The sequence below is a fragment of the Anaerolinea thermophila UNI-1 genome, from assembly GCF_000199675.1.
GTDB classification, from domain to species: domain Bacteria; phylum Chloroflexota; class Anaerolineae; order Anaerolineales; family Anaerolineaceae; genus Anaerolinea; species Anaerolinea thermophila.
In genome coordinates this window covers 287,763-303,603 of sequence record NC_014960.1, presented here as the reverse complement: position 1 = coordinate 303,603, position 15,841 = coordinate 287,763, and the positions used below count along the sequence as shown (strand labels likewise).

At 57.3% G+C, this 15,841-nt stretch carries 17 protein-coding genes; 6 read left to right on the top strand and 11 right to left on the bottom strand.

Features of this window, described 5'->3' with window-relative positions; all coding sequences use genetic code 11:
- The first annotated feature begins 76 nt into the window (after positions 1-76).
- The 3 genes from ANT_RS01375 to ANT_RS01365 are packed head-to-tail and all read left to right on the top strand — an operon-like array spanning position 77 to position 2,300.
- The gene (locus ANT_RS01375) at positions 77-643 is read left to right on the top strand and encodes a DUF4256 domain-containing protein (RefSeq protein ID WP_013558708.1); all 567 of its coding nucleotides are present in this window, start codon (positions 77-79) and stop codon (positions 641-643) included.
- Positions 644-1,438 carry a phosphotransferase family protein gene (locus tag ANT_RS01370; protein ID WP_013558707.1) on the top strand — a complete coding sequence of 265 codons (795 nt, stop codon included), beginning with the start codon at positions 644-646 and terminating at the stop codon, positions 1,436-1,438.
- 52 nt (positions 1,439-1,490) lie between these two features.
- Positions 1,491-2,300 carry a thermonuclease family protein gene (locus ANT_RS01365; protein WP_013558706.1) on the top strand — a complete coding sequence of 270 codons (810 nt, stop codon included), beginning with the start codon at positions 1,491-1,493 and terminating at the stop codon, positions 2,298-2,300.
- A 74-nt stretch (positions 2,301-2,374) separates the two neighbouring features.
- Here the strand turns inward: ANT_RS01365 and ANT_RS01360 are convergent, their stop codons facing one another.
- From ANT_RS01360 to ANT_RS01335, 6 genes are all read right to left on the bottom strand, one after another.
- The gene (locus ANT_RS01360) at positions 2,375-2,650 is read right to left on the bottom strand and encodes a co-chaperone GroES (protein ID WP_013558705.1); all 276 of its coding nucleotides are present in this window, start codon (positions 2,648-2,650) and stop codon (positions 2,375-2,377) included.
- 26 nt (positions 2,651-2,676) lie between these two features.
- Complete coding sequence (locus ANT_RS01355; protein ID WP_013558704.1) at positions 2,677-2,937, bottom strand: glutaredoxin family protein; 261 nt, start codon at positions 2,935-2,937, stop codon at positions 2,677-2,679.
- A 76-nt stretch (positions 2,938-3,013) separates the two neighbouring features.
- The gene (locus tag ANT_RS15920) at positions 3,014-4,576 is read right to left on the bottom strand and encodes a histidine kinase N-terminal 7TM domain-containing diguanylate cyclase (protein ID WP_013558703.1); all 1,563 of its coding nucleotides are present in this window, start codon (positions 4,574-4,576) and stop codon (positions 3,014-3,016) included.
- A 159-nt stretch (positions 4,577-4,735) separates the two neighbouring features.
- Positions 4,736-5,572, bottom strand: a complete 837-nt coding sequence (gene fdhD / locus ANT_RS01345; protein WP_049784799.1) for a formate dehydrogenase accessory sulfurtransferase FdhD — start codon at positions 5,570-5,572, stop codon at positions 4,736-4,738.
- A 214-nt stretch (positions 5,573-5,786) separates the two neighbouring features.
- Positions 5,787-6,191, bottom strand: coding sequence for a methylmalonyl-CoA epimerase (gene mce, locus ANT_RS01340; protein WP_013558701.1), 405 nt, complete (start codon positions 6,189-6,191; stop codon positions 5,787-5,789).
- Positions 6,192-6,212: 21 nt separating this feature from the next.
- Positions 6,213-7,862: an acyl-CoA mutase large subunit family protein gene (locus ANT_RS01335; protein ID WP_013558700.1), complete on the bottom strand. Its 1,650-nt coding sequence runs from the start codon at positions 7,860-7,862 to the stop codon at positions 6,213-6,215.
- Positions 7,863-7,966: 104 nt separating this feature from the next.
- On the opposite strand from ANT_RS01335, the gene ANT_RS01330 reads away from it, so the two are divergent.
- Complete coding sequence (locus ANT_RS01330) at positions 7,967-9,178, top strand: cation:proton antiporter (RefSeq protein WP_049784798.1); 1,212 nt, start codon at positions 7,967-7,969, stop codon at positions 9,176-9,178.
- Positions 9,179-9,182: 4 nt separating this feature from the next.
- Positions 9,183-9,557, top strand: a complete 375-nt coding sequence (locus ANT_RS01325; RefSeq protein WP_013558698.1) for a P-II family nitrogen regulator — start codon at positions 9,183-9,185, stop codon at positions 9,555-9,557.
- A gap of 66 nt (positions 9,558-9,623) precedes the next feature.
- Here the strand turns inward: ANT_RS01325 and ANT_RS01320 are convergent, their stop codons facing one another.
- From ANT_RS01320 to ANT_RS01305, 4 genes are read right to left on the bottom strand one after another with little or no spacing between them, the layout of a single operon-like run.
- Positions 9,624-10,379, bottom strand: a complete 756-nt coding sequence (locus ANT_RS01320) for a phosphate ABC transporter ATP-binding protein (protein WP_231854295.1) — start codon at positions 10,377-10,379, stop codon at positions 9,624-9,626.
- Between the two features lie 5 nt (positions 10,380-10,384).
- Positions 10,385-11,245, bottom strand: a complete 861-nt coding sequence (gene pstA / locus ANT_RS01315) for a phosphate ABC transporter permease PstA (protein ID WP_013558696.1) — start codon at positions 11,243-11,245, stop codon at positions 10,385-10,387.
- 7 nt (positions 11,246-11,252) lie between these two features.
- Positions 11,253-12,149 (bottom strand): phosphate ABC transporter permease subunit PstC, encoded by an 897-nt coding sequence (gene pstC / locus ANT_RS01310; protein ID WP_013558695.1) that lies wholly within the window; start codon positions 12,147-12,149, stop codon positions 11,253-11,255.
- Between the two features lie 15 nt (positions 12,150-12,164).
- On the bottom strand, positions 12,165-13,040 hold the full coding sequence (locus tag ANT_RS01305; RefSeq protein ID WP_197534080.1) for a phosphate ABC transporter substrate-binding protein: 876 nt from the start codon (positions 13,038-13,040) through the stop codon (positions 12,165-12,167).
- Positions 13,041-13,230: 190 nt separating this feature from the next.
- Here ANT_RS01305 and ANT_RS01300 point away from each other — a divergent pair, with 190 nt between their 5' ends.
- Positions 13,231-13,695, top strand: coding sequence for a hypothetical protein (locus ANT_RS01300; protein ID WP_013558693.1), 465 nt, complete (start codon positions 13,231-13,233; stop codon positions 13,693-13,695).
- A 160-nt stretch (positions 13,696-13,855) separates the two neighbouring features.
- On the opposite strand, the gene ANT_RS01295 is transcribed toward ANT_RS01300, so the two are convergent.
- Entirely contained in the window at positions 13,856-15,841 is a 1,986-nt protein-coding gene (locus ANT_RS01295) for an ABC transporter ATP-binding protein (RefSeq protein WP_013558692.1), read from the bottom strand.

The window sequence follows — 15,841 nt, the reverse complement described above, 5'->3', positions numbered from 1 at the left end:
CTTGAAGATGTGGTAGCGCAGGCAGAGCGCAAACTGCTGTCCATTATTTCGAAAGGATTTTACACAAGGGAAGACAATGACTCACACCTCTCAACCTTTATCCACAGAACAGCGCGAGACCCTGCTCAAAACGCTGAAAGAACGTTTTGCCAAACACATGCACCGCCACCCGGGACTGGATTGGGAGGCCGTGCAGGCGCGCATCGAAACGTACCCTGAAAAAGTATGGTCGCTCTATGAAATGGAGCGCACCGGCGGCGAACCCGACGTGATTGGCGTTGACGAAACTACCGGCGAAATTCTCTTTTGCGACTGCTCTCCCGAAAGCCCTGCGGGACGCCGCAGTTTGTGCTATGACCGCGCGGCATGGGAAGCCCGCAAAGAAAACAAGCCCGCCGGCAGTGTCATGGAGATGGCGGAAGCTATGGGCATCGAATTGCTCACCAAAGAACAATACCGCGCCCTGCAACGGCTCGGCGAGTTCGACACCAAAACCTCCAGTTGGGTCAAAACCCCCACCAGCATTCGCCAGTTGGGCGGCGCGCTCTTCTGCGACCGCCGTTATAACACCGTGTTTGTCTATCACAACAGCGCAGACTCGTACTACGCATCCAGAGGCTTCCGCGGTCTGCTCAGAATTTGAATGGACGATTTGGATAAACCCATTGCTTATGGTCGCACGGCGGAGATCTTTGCCTGGGGCGAGAATCAGGTGCTGAAGTTATTCCATGCCTGGGTAGGATTCGACGCGGTTGAATACGAATACCGTATTGCCCGCACCATGCAATCCTGCGGTTTGCCCGTTCCACAGGTGGGGGAAATCATTGAGTACAAGGGACGGTACGGGATTACCTGCCAGCGGATAAAAGGCATCTCCATGACGGAAAGCCTGGCGCGCGCCCCCTGGAAAATCTTGCGGTATGCCCGCAGGATGGCAGAACTGCATGCCCGCGTTCACGCCGTTACCCATCCGACAGACATCCCCCCTCTGAATCCCAAAATGGCCCGCAAAATCCTTCAGGCTCAATCGCTCCCTGCCCGTTTGCGAGAAAAAGCCCTGACCCGGCTCGAAAAACTGCCGGAAGGGCATGACTTGTGCCATGGAGATTTTCATCCCGATAACATCCTGCTGACCCCTCAGGGCGAAGTAATTCTGGACTGGATGGATGCCGGAACGGGCAATCCGCTGGCAGATCTGGCACGCACCAGCATCATCCTGAAGGGGAGCATCGAAAGCGGTCAAATCCGCCATCCACTACTGAAACGCCTTGCCCATCTTTTTCACCGCGCCTATCTGGCGCAGTACTTCTCTCTCCGTCCGGGCGGGGAATCGGAATACGCTCTCTGGCTTCCCATCATCGCCGCGGCAAGACTGAGCGAAAATATTTCCGAACTGGAAGGCTGGCTGGTGGCTCAGGCAGAGCGGGGGTTATCCTAACCCCTTCCAGAATGAAATCCAGCGCGCGCATGGTTTATAATCATCTCTGCCGATGAAATCCAAACCTTTCACCTTTGCCCAAATCGCAGTGCTGGTCATGCTGGCACTGCTCACGCTGGGCGGCTTGGGCTGGATGCTCCACCTGCTTCTCACCCCACCGCCGGCAGAGGTGCGCCTTTCTATGACTCTTCAGCCTGCGCAAATGCTCACGCCAACCCTGCCGCCTGCCTCGTCAACCGCCGAATCCTCTCCCTCGCCTACCCCCACTCCATCGCAGGCATCCTGCCTGCCGGCGAACGCCGCAAGCCTCTCTGCGCGGGTACGACACGTGCTGGACGGCATCACCCTGGAAGTGGAGATTAACGGCGAAACGCGGCAGGTGCGCTACCTGGGCGTGGAACTGCCCCAGCAGAGCGAACTGGCAGACGCCCTCAACCGCCAGTGGACGGAGAATCAGACCGTGCAATTGATTGCCGACCCCGCTGTCCCGCCGCAGAGCGAGCCAGCCCTGTACTACGTGCTGGCGGGCGGGGTGTTCGTCAATCAGGCGCTCATCCGCGAAGGCGCGGCACTGCCCGCGCTGTACCCGCCGGGCATCGCCTGCATCGAAGCCTTTTTACAGGAAGAAGCCCAAGCCCGCGCCGAACAGAAAGGCGTGTGGAAAGACCTGCTGGCGCATCTGCCCACCCCCGCCGTCTCCATCGGGCTGACGCCCCCCGCCTGCGACTGCAACCGCCGCTACACCTGCGCCGATTTCGCCACCCGTCGCGAAGCCCAGGCCTGTTTCGACGCCTGCGGCGATTACCGCAACACCACCCTCGACCCCGATCACAACGGGCTGGCATGCGAGGAATTGCCCTGAACGCTACAATGTTTTCCCCTTAAACCAGCATCCCCCGGCGTGCGGGGGATGTGGTTTCGGAGGATGCGCGGGCTTTACTCGAGGATTTTTGCCAGCACGTCACTGCATTCCATCAGCAGGTATTCCTGCCCATCCAGTTTGAACTCGGTGCCGGAGTATTTGGCAAACAGCACCTTATCGTTGACTTTGAGTTTAATATCTTCGGAATCGCCCACCGCTACGACCACGCCGTACTGCGGTTTTTCCTTTGCCGTTTCGGGAATGTACAGACCCGAAGGGGTTTTGGATTCCTGCTCCAGGGGTTTAATCACCACACGGCTTCCCAAAGGTTGAATTTTCAAAGCGCTCATGAACTTGTTCACTCCTTTCGTGAGATTTACTTGCGCAATCCAAGATACTGATCGATTTTCGGGCGGTCAAAACCGACAACGATTTTCCCGCCAATATCCAGCACCGGCACCCCGCTCTGTCCTGATCGGCGCACCATATCCCGCGCCGCAGCGGCATCGCGGCTGACATCCACATCTTTGAACGGTACACCGCGCTCCCGCAGGTAGCGTTTGGCGGCGTTACAGTACGTGCAGGTTGGGGTAGTAAAAATAATCACTTTCGGAAACGTTTTTCCGGCTTCTGGCATGATACGAACCCTCCACAGTTGATCTTTCCGTGAATTAGATGAATTTCAACCGCGAAGGTTACATGCTTTCCAGATTCTATTCCTGTTCCTCTTCTTCCCCCGCAAACCACTCAATCGCCTTGCCCCCCTGTTCTTTGGCGCGGTACAGGGCATGATCAGCCCGGCGCAGAAGTTCATCCAGCGGCGCATAGCACCTGCCATTGCAGGTCACCCCGCCAAAACTGGCGCTGATGTGCAGAGGTTCGCCCTGCTCCTGCAAACCCAAACGCTCCATACAATTCTGCAGGCGCTCCAGCACCTGCCTTGCCTGCTCTTCGGTAGCACCGAAAAGAATCAGCGCAAACTCATCCCCCCCATACCGCCCCACAATATCGCTACTGCGCACCCCCGCTTTGAAGCACCTGGCGACTTCCTGCAGGGCGTGGTCGCCTACCGCATGACCAAAGCGGTCATTGATTTGTTTGAAGCGATCCAAATCCATCAACACTACCGTGAAAGGCAGGGACATCTGGCGCGCCTTTTCCAGTTCGGTTTCCCCCAGTTCAATGAGGTAACGGCGGTTGTACACCCCGGTGAGAGCGTCCACAGTGGCTTGCTGGTTCAGGGTACGAATCAGGCGGCGGGTTTCGGTAATGTCGCGAATCAGCACCGTTTTACCTTCTTCCTTTCCCGCAGCATCTAAAATGGGATACACCTGAATTTGATACTCATGCATACCGTTTTGTTCAGAAGAGAACATCACCTCTGCCTGCCCCCGCCCTTCAGCAAGCAGAGAGTGTACGGCTTCGCCAATCGGGGAAGCCTGAGGCAGTGGAAATTCCACCTGCCAGTCCTGCCCCTCCATTAAGCGGCACAAAGCCCGATTGACATACACCACATGATTTTCGCTATCCAGCACCAGAATACCTTCCTGCACCCCATCCAGTGCCAGTTCACGCGCCCGCGGCAGAATATCAAACAGCCCAGTGCGCAGAATTGCCAGCGCAAAGAAACTCACCGCACAAGCCAACGCAAAGGGAATGGGGTCAACCCCCCTGGGGGTGAGTTCCAGCGCATATGCCATGCTCACCACAAAGGGGATCAAAATGCCCACGCCCATAAGAAGAAAAGACCGCCTGCGGCGCGGCGAGGCATGCAGTGCCGCCGTCAGCAGAATCAGCGGAGCAAGCACCCCGGCAAGCAATTGATAAATCAGATTCACCCAGTACCACGCCCCGCGTTCAAACGTCAGACCTGTATAAAAGGGATTTTGCACCATATGCGGCTCAATGTAAAACAGGGAGTGAGCGGGTATGGTCAAGGCAAGCCCAAGCGTGCCCAGAGGAATGACAAACAACAGGGCTATTCCCCAGAGAGGAATCGGTTTGGGACGAACCAGCCGCAGGGTGGTGAGCAAAATCAGCGGAGGAATGAAGGGAATGCCCAGATACTCAAAGCGCACCGCCCAGAGCACATCTTCCAGGCGCACCTGAGAGATCTCCAGCGCATATCCGGCGGTATAGAACGCCACCGCCATGGAGAGAAAGAAAAACTCTTTTGCCCCCGGAACATGGAGAGAACGCCGGGCAATGCCCATCAAATACAGGCTCAAGCCGGTAGAAAAAAACAAAACCAGAAGAAATGGAATGGGGGCTGACATCCTTTCTCTCTGCAGTTAAACGCGAGGTTAATCAAAATTATAATGAATTGGGATAAATTTTCTACATTGATTCCCTTACAGGGACTCTTCAACCCACGAATCTTCAGACAAAACTCGCCCGTTCCCGAGCGGAAAGACAGGCATCCTTCCCGAAGAGACTCACTCAAAGGGCGGGTTTTCAGAAGGCGAAAAGGCGATTCCCGAAGTCAGAGGTAAGTCCACCGGCGCGCCTTTGAGCCTTTGTAGATGGGTGTACACCGTCAGGCGGTTGCGACGGGCGTAGCCGATGAGGGTAATGCCCCAGCGCTCCGCCAGCGCCACCGATGCCGAAGTCGGCGATGTGCGTGACACCACCATCCCCGCCCCCAGGCGGGCAGATTTCTGAAGCATCTCGGAACTGATGCGCCCGGTAGTGAGGACGATTCTCTGCGCGCCGGAAAAGTTGTTTAACAACACCCAGCCGGAGAGTTTGTCCAGCGTGTTGTGCCTGCCGATATCCTCACACTGCACAACCACCCGCTCGCCATCGCTGAGCGCCGAAGCATGCACCCCGCGCGCCGTGTGGTAGAGTTCCTGATGGCGGTAGAGTTCTTCCATCCACTGGATGATTTGCTCCGCTTCAACCTGAGCCTGTCCCCAGAAGGGAACACGCAAATCTTCCTCGCCGTCCACCTGGGTCATCCCACCGGTACAGCCCGAGGTGCGCCGCCAGCGGCGCGGCTTGCTCAGCGCGTGCGTCAGCCAGATATCCACGTTGTGTTCATTTTCACAGGGTTGAAGGATAGCCACCTCTTCCAGGGATTGAATCAACCCCTCATTATAAAGAAACCCCACTGCCAGGGCTTCCAGTTGATGAGGGGTGCACATCAGGGTAATCCATTCCTCGCCGTTGACGGTCAGGGTCACCGCCTGCTCGGCAATCACCTCGCCACTCAGCGCCTGCCACTCCCCTTGCTGATACTGCCAGTAAAACACGCGCCGTGAAGTTTGCGCCATATTCTGCTCTCCCAAAAACGCCAATAATTTTCTCTAATTTTATCCGATTTGATGAGTTTCTGCCCTTAAAAAATTCTCCGCCCGGAAAAGGCGGAGACCCGATCGTTCCATTGCATGCGCCAAGCCGCTGGCTTCGACACGTTCAGCCAGCGCCGCACGGCGAGTCTGCCGAAGCCAGCGTCCCCCTCGGCAGGCTCGGGGGACGCTTCTTCTTCTAAATCAACTGATACAGTTCTACCAGCACCCCGCCGGTGCTCTTGGGGTGGATGAACGCCATCTTGCGCCCGGGCAGTTCAATCGGGGTTTCATTGATTAAGCGCACGCCCTTTGCCTTGAGATCCGCCAGTTTGGCTTCGAGGTCGTCCACCTCAAAGCACAGGTGGTGCATGCCCCCGCCGCGCTCGGCAAGGAATTTAGCCACCCCGGAATCGTCGGTAGTGGGTTTGACCAGTTCCACCTCGCTATCACCCACGGGCATGAAAGCCACCACGGCTTTCTGACTGGGCACATCCTCAACGTGATGCAGTTCCAACCCCAGCGCATCGCGCCAGAAGGTCAGGGCTTGGTCGATATCGCCCACCACAATGGCAACATGGTTGATTTTCTTAATTTCGCTCATCCGTATTCCTCTCCCTTCGTCTTACAGCCAGGCGGGGGGCACGTATTCCCCCCATACGCGGCGCAGGACGCCAACAATTTCACCCAGGGTGGCGTAGTTCTCCACGCTTTCAATGAACAGGGGCATCAGGTTTTCGCTGGTGCGGGCGGCTTGTTCCAGGCGTGTCAGCAATTCTTGCACCTTTTGATTGTCACGGCGCGTGCGCAGAGCCGCCAGGCGTTCACGCTGTGCCGCTTCAATGGCGGGATCCACCTTGAGGCGCTCCAGCGTCAAGTTCTCTTCCGTCTGGAAGGCATTGACCCCCACCACAATCTGCTCTTTCTTCTCCACCGCGCGCTGATATTCGTACGCCGAGCGCTGAATCTCGCTCTGCATGTAGCCCGTCTCAATGGCGCGCTGAGCGCCGCCCATTTCGTCAATCTTCTTCAGGTACTCGCGGGCGCGGTTGACAATCTCATCGGTGAGGTATTCGATGACATACGCGCCGCCCAGCGGGTCAATGGTATCGGCAACGCCGGACTCGTAGGCGATAATCTGCTGGGTGCGCAGTGCCACCCGCACCGATTTCTCGGTGGGAAGCCACAAGGCTTCGTCCATGCTGTTGGTATGCAGGGATTGTGTCCCGCCCAGCACAGCCGCCAGCGCCTGGATGGTCACGCGCACAATGTTGTTTTCAGGCTGTTGCGCGGTGAGGGTAGAACCGGCTGTCTGCGTGTGGAAGCGCAGCATCCACGAACGCGGATCCTGCGCCTGGAAGCGCTCGCGCATGATTTCCGCCCACAGGCGGCGCGCGGCGCGGAACTTGGCAATTTCCTCCAGGAAGTTGTTGTGGGCGTTGAAAAAGAAGGACAACTGCGGGGCAAATTCATCCACCTGCAAGCCGGCCTGCAATGCGGCATTCACGTAAGCCACAGCATTCGCCAGGGTAAACGCCACTTCCTGCACCGCGTTGGCGCCCGCCTCGCGGATGTGGTAGCCTGAAATGCTGATGGTGTTCCAGTAGGGCACGTGTTTGGCACAGTAGGCGAAGATGTCGGTAATCAGGCGCATGGACGGCGCCGGCGGGAAGATGTACGTCCCACGCGCCACATACTCTTTGAGGATGTCGTTCTGAATCGTGCCGCGCAGTTTGGCGGGATCCACACCCTGCTTTTTCGCCACGGCAATGTACATCGCCAGCAGAATAGCGGCAGGGGCGTTGATGGTCATGCTGGTGGAGACGCGCTCCAGCGGAATGCCCTGGAAAAGGGTTTCCATGTCCTCCAAAGAGGAAATCGAAACCCCCACCTTGCCCACTTCGCCGCTCGCCATGGGGTCGTCGGCATCATAGCCAATCTGCGTGGGCAGGTCAAAGGCAACCGAAAGCCCGGTCTGTCCCTGCTCCAGCAGGTAGCGGTAACGGCGGTTGGATTCCTCGGCAGTGGCAAAGCCGGCATACTGGCGCATCGTCCAGAAGCGCCCGCGGTACATGGTAGGCTGAATGCCGCGGGTGAAAGGATACGACCCCGGAAAGCCCAGGTCTTTGAGATAATCCACGGGCTTTTCGGTGAGCAAGCGCGGCAGGGGAATGCCGGAAGAAGTGGTAAATTCGGGTTTACGTTCGGGATACTTGCTCAGTAAAGGCTTGAGAACTTTGTCTTCCCAGCGCTGTAATTCTTCCTGAATGGTCATGAGACTCCTCCATCTGGATTAACCCCGAGTATACCTGAAAGGAAGGGCGGAAGGGAGTGGAAAAAATTATGGTAAACTTTGGATAACCTTCCTGAAAAATGCCTATGTCGCCATTTCTGCAACTCTCCATCACCCTTGCCATCATCATCTTTGCCGCCAAAATTGCCGGGTGGGTCAGCCAGCGCTTTGGTCAGCCCTCGGTGTTTGGTGAATTGCTGGTCGGCGTCCTGCTGGGACCTTCTCTGCTCAACCTGACCCATCTCCCCTTCATCACCGATTCCCACCTGGATGAGATTGTGCGGGAACTGGGAGAGATGGGCGTGCTGATTCTGATGTTCCTGGCAGGGCTGGAACTGGAACTGGGCGAGATGGCGCGCAACGGGCGGGTCTCGGTGCTGGCGGGACTGCTGGGCGTGGTCTTTCCCGTAGGCTTGGGCGCGGCGGTGGGCTTTGCCTCTGGCATGGAAACACGCTCGGCGCTGTTCCTCGGGTTGGCGCTGGGCGCGACCAGCGTGAGCATCTCCGCACAGACGCTGATGGAACTGGGCATTCTGCGCAGTCGGGTGGGCTTGGGCTTGCTGGGCGCCGCCGTATTCGATGATATCTTCGTCATCCTCTTGCTCTCCGTCATGACCGCTCTGGTAGACGGCGCCAGCGGCGCGAGCGCCGTGATAATGACCATTCTGCGCATGGCGGGCTTCCTGGTCCTTTCCGTGCTGGTGGGGATGTATGTTCTTCCGTTCTTCTCCCGCCTGCTCGCCCGTCTGCAAATCAGCCGCGGGAATGTCGCCATGGCGGTGGTGGTCATGCTGGTTTACGCCGTCGCCGCCGAACTGATCGGCGGGATGGCGGCAATCACCGGCGCCTTCCTTGCCGGCATGATGGTCGGACGTTCCGGCGAAAAACGCAGTGTAGAAAACGGCTTTGCCATGCTGGGGTACAGTTTCTTCATTCCCATTTTCTTTGTGGATGTGGGCTTGCGCATTAACCTCACCGAACTGCCTCTTGAGGCTCTCTGGCTGGCGCTGATTGTCAGTTTGGTTGCCGTTGCCGGAAAGTGGATTGGCGCCGGGCTGGGCGCCAAACTGGCAGGCTTCACCTGGCGGGAATCCATGCAACTGGGCGCAGGCATGATTTCCCGCGGCGAAGTGGGTCTCATCGTTGCCGCCATTGGCTTGAGCGAAGGACTGCTTTCCCGTGAATTTTTCTCCACGGTGGTGGGGATGGTGCTGATTTCCACTCTGATCACGCCGCCATTGTTGCGATGGGTGTGTACACTGCCCTCACCCAAACCCAAAGTCAGGGAGGTGAGTTAACGCTATGTTTTTCGTGCTGTACGTGTTACATGACGAAACCAAGTTGAGTGCTGTTCTGGATGCCTGGGATGAAGCCGGTGTAACCGGCGTGACGGTCCTGCCCTCAACGGGCATGGGACGCATCATCAAGCACGGAGCCTTGCGCGAGGATATGCCGCTCATTCCCAGCCTGCAGGCCCTGTTGAAAGAGCATGAGGAAATCCTCAACCGCACGCTCTTCTCCATCGTCGAGAGCCGTGAGGTTGTTCAGCGCATCGTGGAAAACACCGAGAAGGTGGTCGGACCGCTTGCCGATCCGAATACGGGCATTCTTGCCGTGCTGCCGGTGCTGGAAGTGTACGGACTGCGCAGCCGCGAAGACCACGAAAAACGTCCATAGAATTCCATGTCCTACCGGCTGGTTTTGTCAGCCATCACGGTAAAAAATTTTCGTTGAAAGGGAAAATTAACCAAAACGCCCGGTGACGTAATCCTGTGTGCGCTGGTCGCGGGGCTTGACAAACAACGTCTCGCCCACACCATGCTCCACCAGTTCGCCCTGCAGGAAGAAAGCCGCGTAGTCTGCCATGCGCGCGGCTTGCTGGACATTGTGCGGCACCCAAACAATGGTGTACTGTTCCTTAATTTCCTGCATCAGCCCTTCGATACGCGCCGTAGAGACGGGATCGAGCGCCGAGGTGGGCTCATCCAGCAGAATAACTTCCGGCTCCAACGCCAGCACGCGCGCCAGACACAAACGCTGTTGCTGACCACCAGAGATGGCATTGGCAGGGTCATGCAGGCGGTCATACACCTCATCCCAGAGGGCGGCGCGGCGCAGAGCGCGCTCCACGGCTTCATCCAGTTTGCTCTTGCGGCGTTCGCCCATCAGTTCCAAGCCGTAACTGACGTTCTGGTAAATGCTCAATGGCAGGACTACCGGACGGGAAAACACCATGCCAATCTTGCGGCGCAGTTCTACCACATTGAGTTTGGGGTCCAGAATGTTGATGCCGTTGAACAGAATCTGCCCGGAGACTTCCTGTACATCCGCCAGATCGTTCAGGCGGTTCAGGGCGCGCAGAAGGGTGGATTTTCCCCCGCCCGCCGGACCAAACAGCACGGTAATCTGATTGGCTGGGATGGAGAGGTTAATATCGCGCAGACTCTCGGTGCCGTCCGAGTAACGAATACTGAGATGCTCAATGCGAATCTTGTCCATAGAGATTACCATTGGCGCTTTGCCCGCGCTCGCTGACGGATGAACGTGGCAATCAGGTTCATGCCCAGAACGAAAACCAGCAACACCAGCACCGTGCCATATTGAATTTGAATGGGCATGCCCGGCACGGAAGTGGAGATGACGAAAATATGATACGGCAGTGCCATGGTGGCATCCATGGGCGACTGCGGCAAACGCGGGAGGAAGAACGCCGCCCCGGTGAAGAGGATGGGCGCGGTCTCGCCTGCGGCGCGCTCCAGCCCCAGGATGATACCGGTAATGATGCCCGGCATGGCTTGCGGTAACACAATGCGCCAGATGGTTTGCCAGCGGGTTGCCCCCAGCGAAATGCTCACCGTGCGGAAGGCTTGCGGCACACTGCGCAGGGCTTCTTCGGCGGTGGAGATGATCACCGGCAGGGTCATGATGGAGAGGGTGAGGGATGCCGCCAGAATGCTCGTCCCCAGCCGCAGGAACAGCACAAACAGCCCCAACCCGAACAGCCCGTACACCACCGAAGGAATCCCCGCCAGGTTGATAATAGCAATGCGAATCAGGCGGGTCAGGAAGTTATCGGGAGCGTACTCGGCAATGTAAATGGCGGCGGCAATCCCCAACGGCACGGAGAAAATGGCTGTGCCCAGCGTCAGGTAAAAGGTACCGATAATCGCGGGCAAGATGCCCCCATCGCGCATGCCGTTGCGCGGCATGGCGGTCAAAAACTCCCATGAGATAGCAGGCATCCCCTTGAGAATGATGTAGCCAATGATGAGCAGAACGGGCAAAACCGTCACAAACGTCACCACTCCCAGCAGGCTGAAACCGATGCGTTGTTGAATGCGAGCCGAAATCAACGATCGCTCCATATTCCCCTCACGAAAGCACGCGCTCGGCGCGGGTGCGACTGCGCAAACTTACCCACGATGCGGCAACGTTAATGACCAGCGAAATCAGGAACAGGACGATGCCGATAAAGAACAGCACCTGATAGTGCGGACTGCCATTGGCAACCTCACCCATCTCCGAGGCAATGGTAGCCGTCATGGTGCGCACGGGCATGAAGATGGCGCTCAGTCCATGCGGAAGCACCGGCGCATTGCCCGTCACCATCATCACCGCCATCGTCTCGCCGATGGAACGCCCAATCCCCAGCATGACCGCCGTGAGGATACCGGAACGCGCCGCCGGAACGGTGACCCCCCAAATGGTTTGCCATTTGGTAGCCCCCAGCGCCAGGGCTGCCTGGCGATAAGCCGGCGGGACAGCATTGAGCGCATCCTCGGTAATGGAAACAATGGTGGGGGTGGCAATCAGCGCCAGCAGTACCGCGCCGGTAAAGGCGCTCAACCCTGTAGGCAGGTTAAAGGCTTCGCGGAAGAGCGGGGCGGCAACCTGAATGCCCAGGAAGCCCAGCACCACCGAGGGCAGTCCTGCCAGAATCTCAATCAGCGGTTTGACCACCGAGTTGACCCATGGGGGAGCGATTTCAGAGATAAACACGCTGGTACCCACCCCAAAGGGAATGGCAATGACCAGAGCGCCTACCGTGACCACCAGCGAGCCAAACATCAACGGCAGAATGCCAAAGTAAGACTCAATGGGATACCAGCGCTCGCCGAACAAATTGGAGAGTGGCGTCACTCCCAGAGCGGGCAAGCCTTCGCGCAAGAGAAAAATCAGAATCAGGGTGACGAATAAAATACTGGAATAACCGGAGACTTTAATCAGCAGATTGATGAACCACTCAGAGCGTTGGGCGGTGTTTTCCATAAAGCAGTTGCCTCATCATTGTCGGACGGGTACGAAACCCAATTCCAGCACAATCTTCTGGGCTTCGGGAGACAGCAACCAGTCCAGGTATGCCTGCACGGCTGCGTTGACCTCTTTCTGGGTGTACATGTACAGGTCGCGCGAAATGGGATATGCCCCGCTGTTGACCGTTTCCACCGAAGGCAGGATGTAAGGATCATCGGCAGTTTTTGCCACCGCCAGCACCTTCACCTCCGGGGTGACGTACCCCAATCCATCGTAGCCAATGGCGTTGGGATTGTCACGCACCTCGGTAATGATGCCCTCCGAGGAAGGCAGGAGCAGGGTATCGGGAGAAAAGAGGGCTTTGTTGTCCTTCTGCCCCAGGCGCACCACGGCTTCCAGGAAATACACGTGCGTACCCGAATTGGTCTCGCGGGAAAGACGCACAATCGGACGATCCTCGCCGCCCACTTCCCGCCAGTTGTTGATTTTGCCCTGATAGATAAGGGAAATCTGCTCCAGCGTCAACTGGCTGACCGGATTGCTGGGATTGACGATGACGGCGATGGCATCGCGGGCGATGACATGCTCCACCGGCTCAATGCCTTTGGCGCGGGCGGCTTCGATTTCTTCTTTTTTCATGGCGCGCGAGGCATTGGCAATATCCACCGTGCCGTCAATCAGCGCGGCAATGCCTGTCCCCGACCCCCCACCGGTGACGGAGATGCGCACCTCAGGGTGGGCTTGCTGATAGGCTTCTGCCCAGCGCAAAGCCAGATTGACGATGGTATCGGAGCCTTTATTTTGAATGTAGTACGAGGGTTCGGTAGATAAGGTTTCTCCCTGCACCGTGCGGGAAGCGCAGGAAGACAGGAACAGAATCAGGATAATTACGGCGAAAAACCACAAGGCTCGTCTCACAGGAAGAATTATAACGCGAGTTTAAGGAAATATTAACAACTCTTAAGGTTGGTAGAGGACTGGTTAGGTACCCCTGACTTCATGGGATGAGTTTCCCATAAAAGCCTTTGACATGGCTGATCTTTTTTTCAACCTGTAAAAAGGAACGGAGTAAAATAGTTTTCTAAGGAGATTAACCATGTACGCATTTTTGCTTCCCCTTCACAATATTCTGCGCTGGCTGTTGCTGATTGCCGCGCTCTTTGCTGTTGGACGGGCGTTGTGGGGCTGGCTTGCCCGCAAACCCTGGCAGGCGCTGGATGACCGCGCCGGGCTGATTTTCACCACCGTGATGGACCTGCAGGTGCTGGTCGGGCTGTTGCTGTACGTGGCTTTCAGCCCACTCACCCAAACCGCCTTCCAGAACTTTGGCGGAGCTATGGGTAACGCTACCATGCGCTTCTTTGCCATCGAGCATATCCTGATCATGGTGATTGCCCTGGTGCTGGCACACATTGGACGGGCGCAGGCGCGCAAAGCCTCCGAGGCATTGAGCAAACACCGCCGCGCCGCCATCTGGTTCGGGATTGCCCTGTTGCTGGTACTGCTTGCCATCCCCTGGCCCTTCAGCGGCGTGCCGCGTCCGCTGTGGCGCTGGTTCTAAGCCAGTTTTTTACCGTTTCTGCCCTCTGCCTGTCCAGGCAGAGGGCTTTTCCTCATCATTGTCTCTCCCCCAGTTGATTTTCTTCGAGACACATTAAGAAAAACATCCCCTCGTCCAAAAACGGCTCGAGGGGAATGTTCTTTTACAACAATGCAACGCATCAGGCAGGCTGAGGTGCGGCGCTCACCCCTGAATCGGCAGTGGCTTCCCCATGAACAAATTGCTTCATGTACAGCGTGTAGTACGCGCCGCGCTTTGCCAGCAGTTCCTCATGGCGCCCGCGTTCGACAATGCGCCCGTTCTCGATGACCAGAATCTGGTCGGCGTTGCGGATGGTGCTGAGACGGTGGGCAATGACGAAACTGGTGCGCCCGCGCAGAAGGTTCTCCAGCGCAATTTGAATCTGGCGCTCGGTGCGCGTGTCCACGCTGGAAGTGGCTTCGTCCAGAATGAGGATGCGCGGGTTGACCAGCGCGGCGCGGGCAATGGCAATCAACTGGCGCTGACCCTGACTCAGCCCTGCGCCATGCTCGCCCAGAATGGTCTGATAGCCCTGCGGCAGGCGGCGGATGAAATTGTCGGCGTGGGCTAACTGCGCCGCGGCAATGACCTCTTCATCGCTGGCATCGGGCTTGCCAAAGCGGATGTTATTCATCACTGTATCGCTGAACAGGAAGGTATCCTGCAAAACAATGCCAATCTGCCGCCGCAGAGAATCGGCACGCACGCGGGAAATGTCCACACCATCGATGCGAATCTGCCCCTGCTTCACGTCATAAAAACGCGGGATGAGATTGATGATGGTGGTTTTGCCTGCCCCCGTCGGACCAACGATAGCAATCGTTTGTCCAGGCTCGGCGGTAAAAGACACATCTTCCAGTACGGGAACGCCTTCCACATACTCGGCATGCACGTGGTCAAACTCCACCCGCCCCTGAATGGTGGGCATCTCGATGGCATCGGGGGCATCCACCACATCGGGCTGGGTATCCAGTAAACCGAAGATACGCTCGGCGCCGGCAATGGCGCTCTGGATGTTCGCCCACAGGGTGGAAATTTGCTGAATGGGTTGATTGAAGCGTTGCACGTACCCCATGAAGGTAATCACCAGCCCCAGCGAAAGCGAAGTGCCAAAGAAGTCCTTCCCGTTAAGGATGTACACCCCGCCCACCACCGTCACCAGTGCCATGGCAAGGTAGCCCAGGGCTTCCAGCGTAGGCGAAAGCGCCGCCGTATAAGCAACCGCGCGGATGTTGGCATCGCGGTAACTGGCGCTGGACTCGCGGAAGGCTTGAATGTTCTGTTCCTCACGGCTGAACGCCTGCACCTCACGCACGCCTGAGATGCTCTCTTCCAGGTTGGCGCTCACCCGCCCAATTTCCTTGCGCGCCACGCGGAAAGCCTGCCGCGCCCGGCTGGAGAACCAGTTGGTCGCCAGAATCATGAACGGCACCATTGCCATCCCCACCAACGCATACGGCACCGATTTGTTCAGCATGGTGATGGCAACCCACACTAGCAAAACCAGTCCACTAGCAGTTTGAACCAGCGCAAAATTCAGCGCCTGTTGCAGAGTTTCCATGTCGTTGGTAATCCGGCTCATCAGGTTGCCGGCTTCGTTTTCGTTGAAAAACTTGAGCGAAAGGTTGTGTAGATGATCAAACACCCGTACCCGCAGGTCTTTCAGCACATGCTGACCCGCCCAGGACATCAGAAAAAACTGCAAACCGCCGATGATGGCGCCGCCAACAAACAACCCGGTAATAAGCAGAATCAGCCCGCCCAAGCCGCGCAGAATCTCTTCCTTCGTGCCACCGGGGTTTTTGGTGTACCAGCAGTTGTTCTGCCCGCTATCACTCAAGCGCGCCGTGCCGCCTGTCAGCGCGGCAGGCACCCCCGACTGGCTCTGCACCTGCTGAGCCAGTGCAGGAGCCAGGTAACAATCCACAATTTGCCCGGTCAGGTCGGGAGAAATGACTTGAACCCAGGCATTGGCAAGAATCATCACCAGCACCAGCAATAAAATCGCTGTATAGGGTTTAAATTCCCTGAAAAGCCGTCCCAGAGTCACGCTGGGATTCACGGGCTTACTGGTTTCCTGCGCCAGCATCCCCATCGGTCCGCCTGGTCCACGTCCCATTCCCAT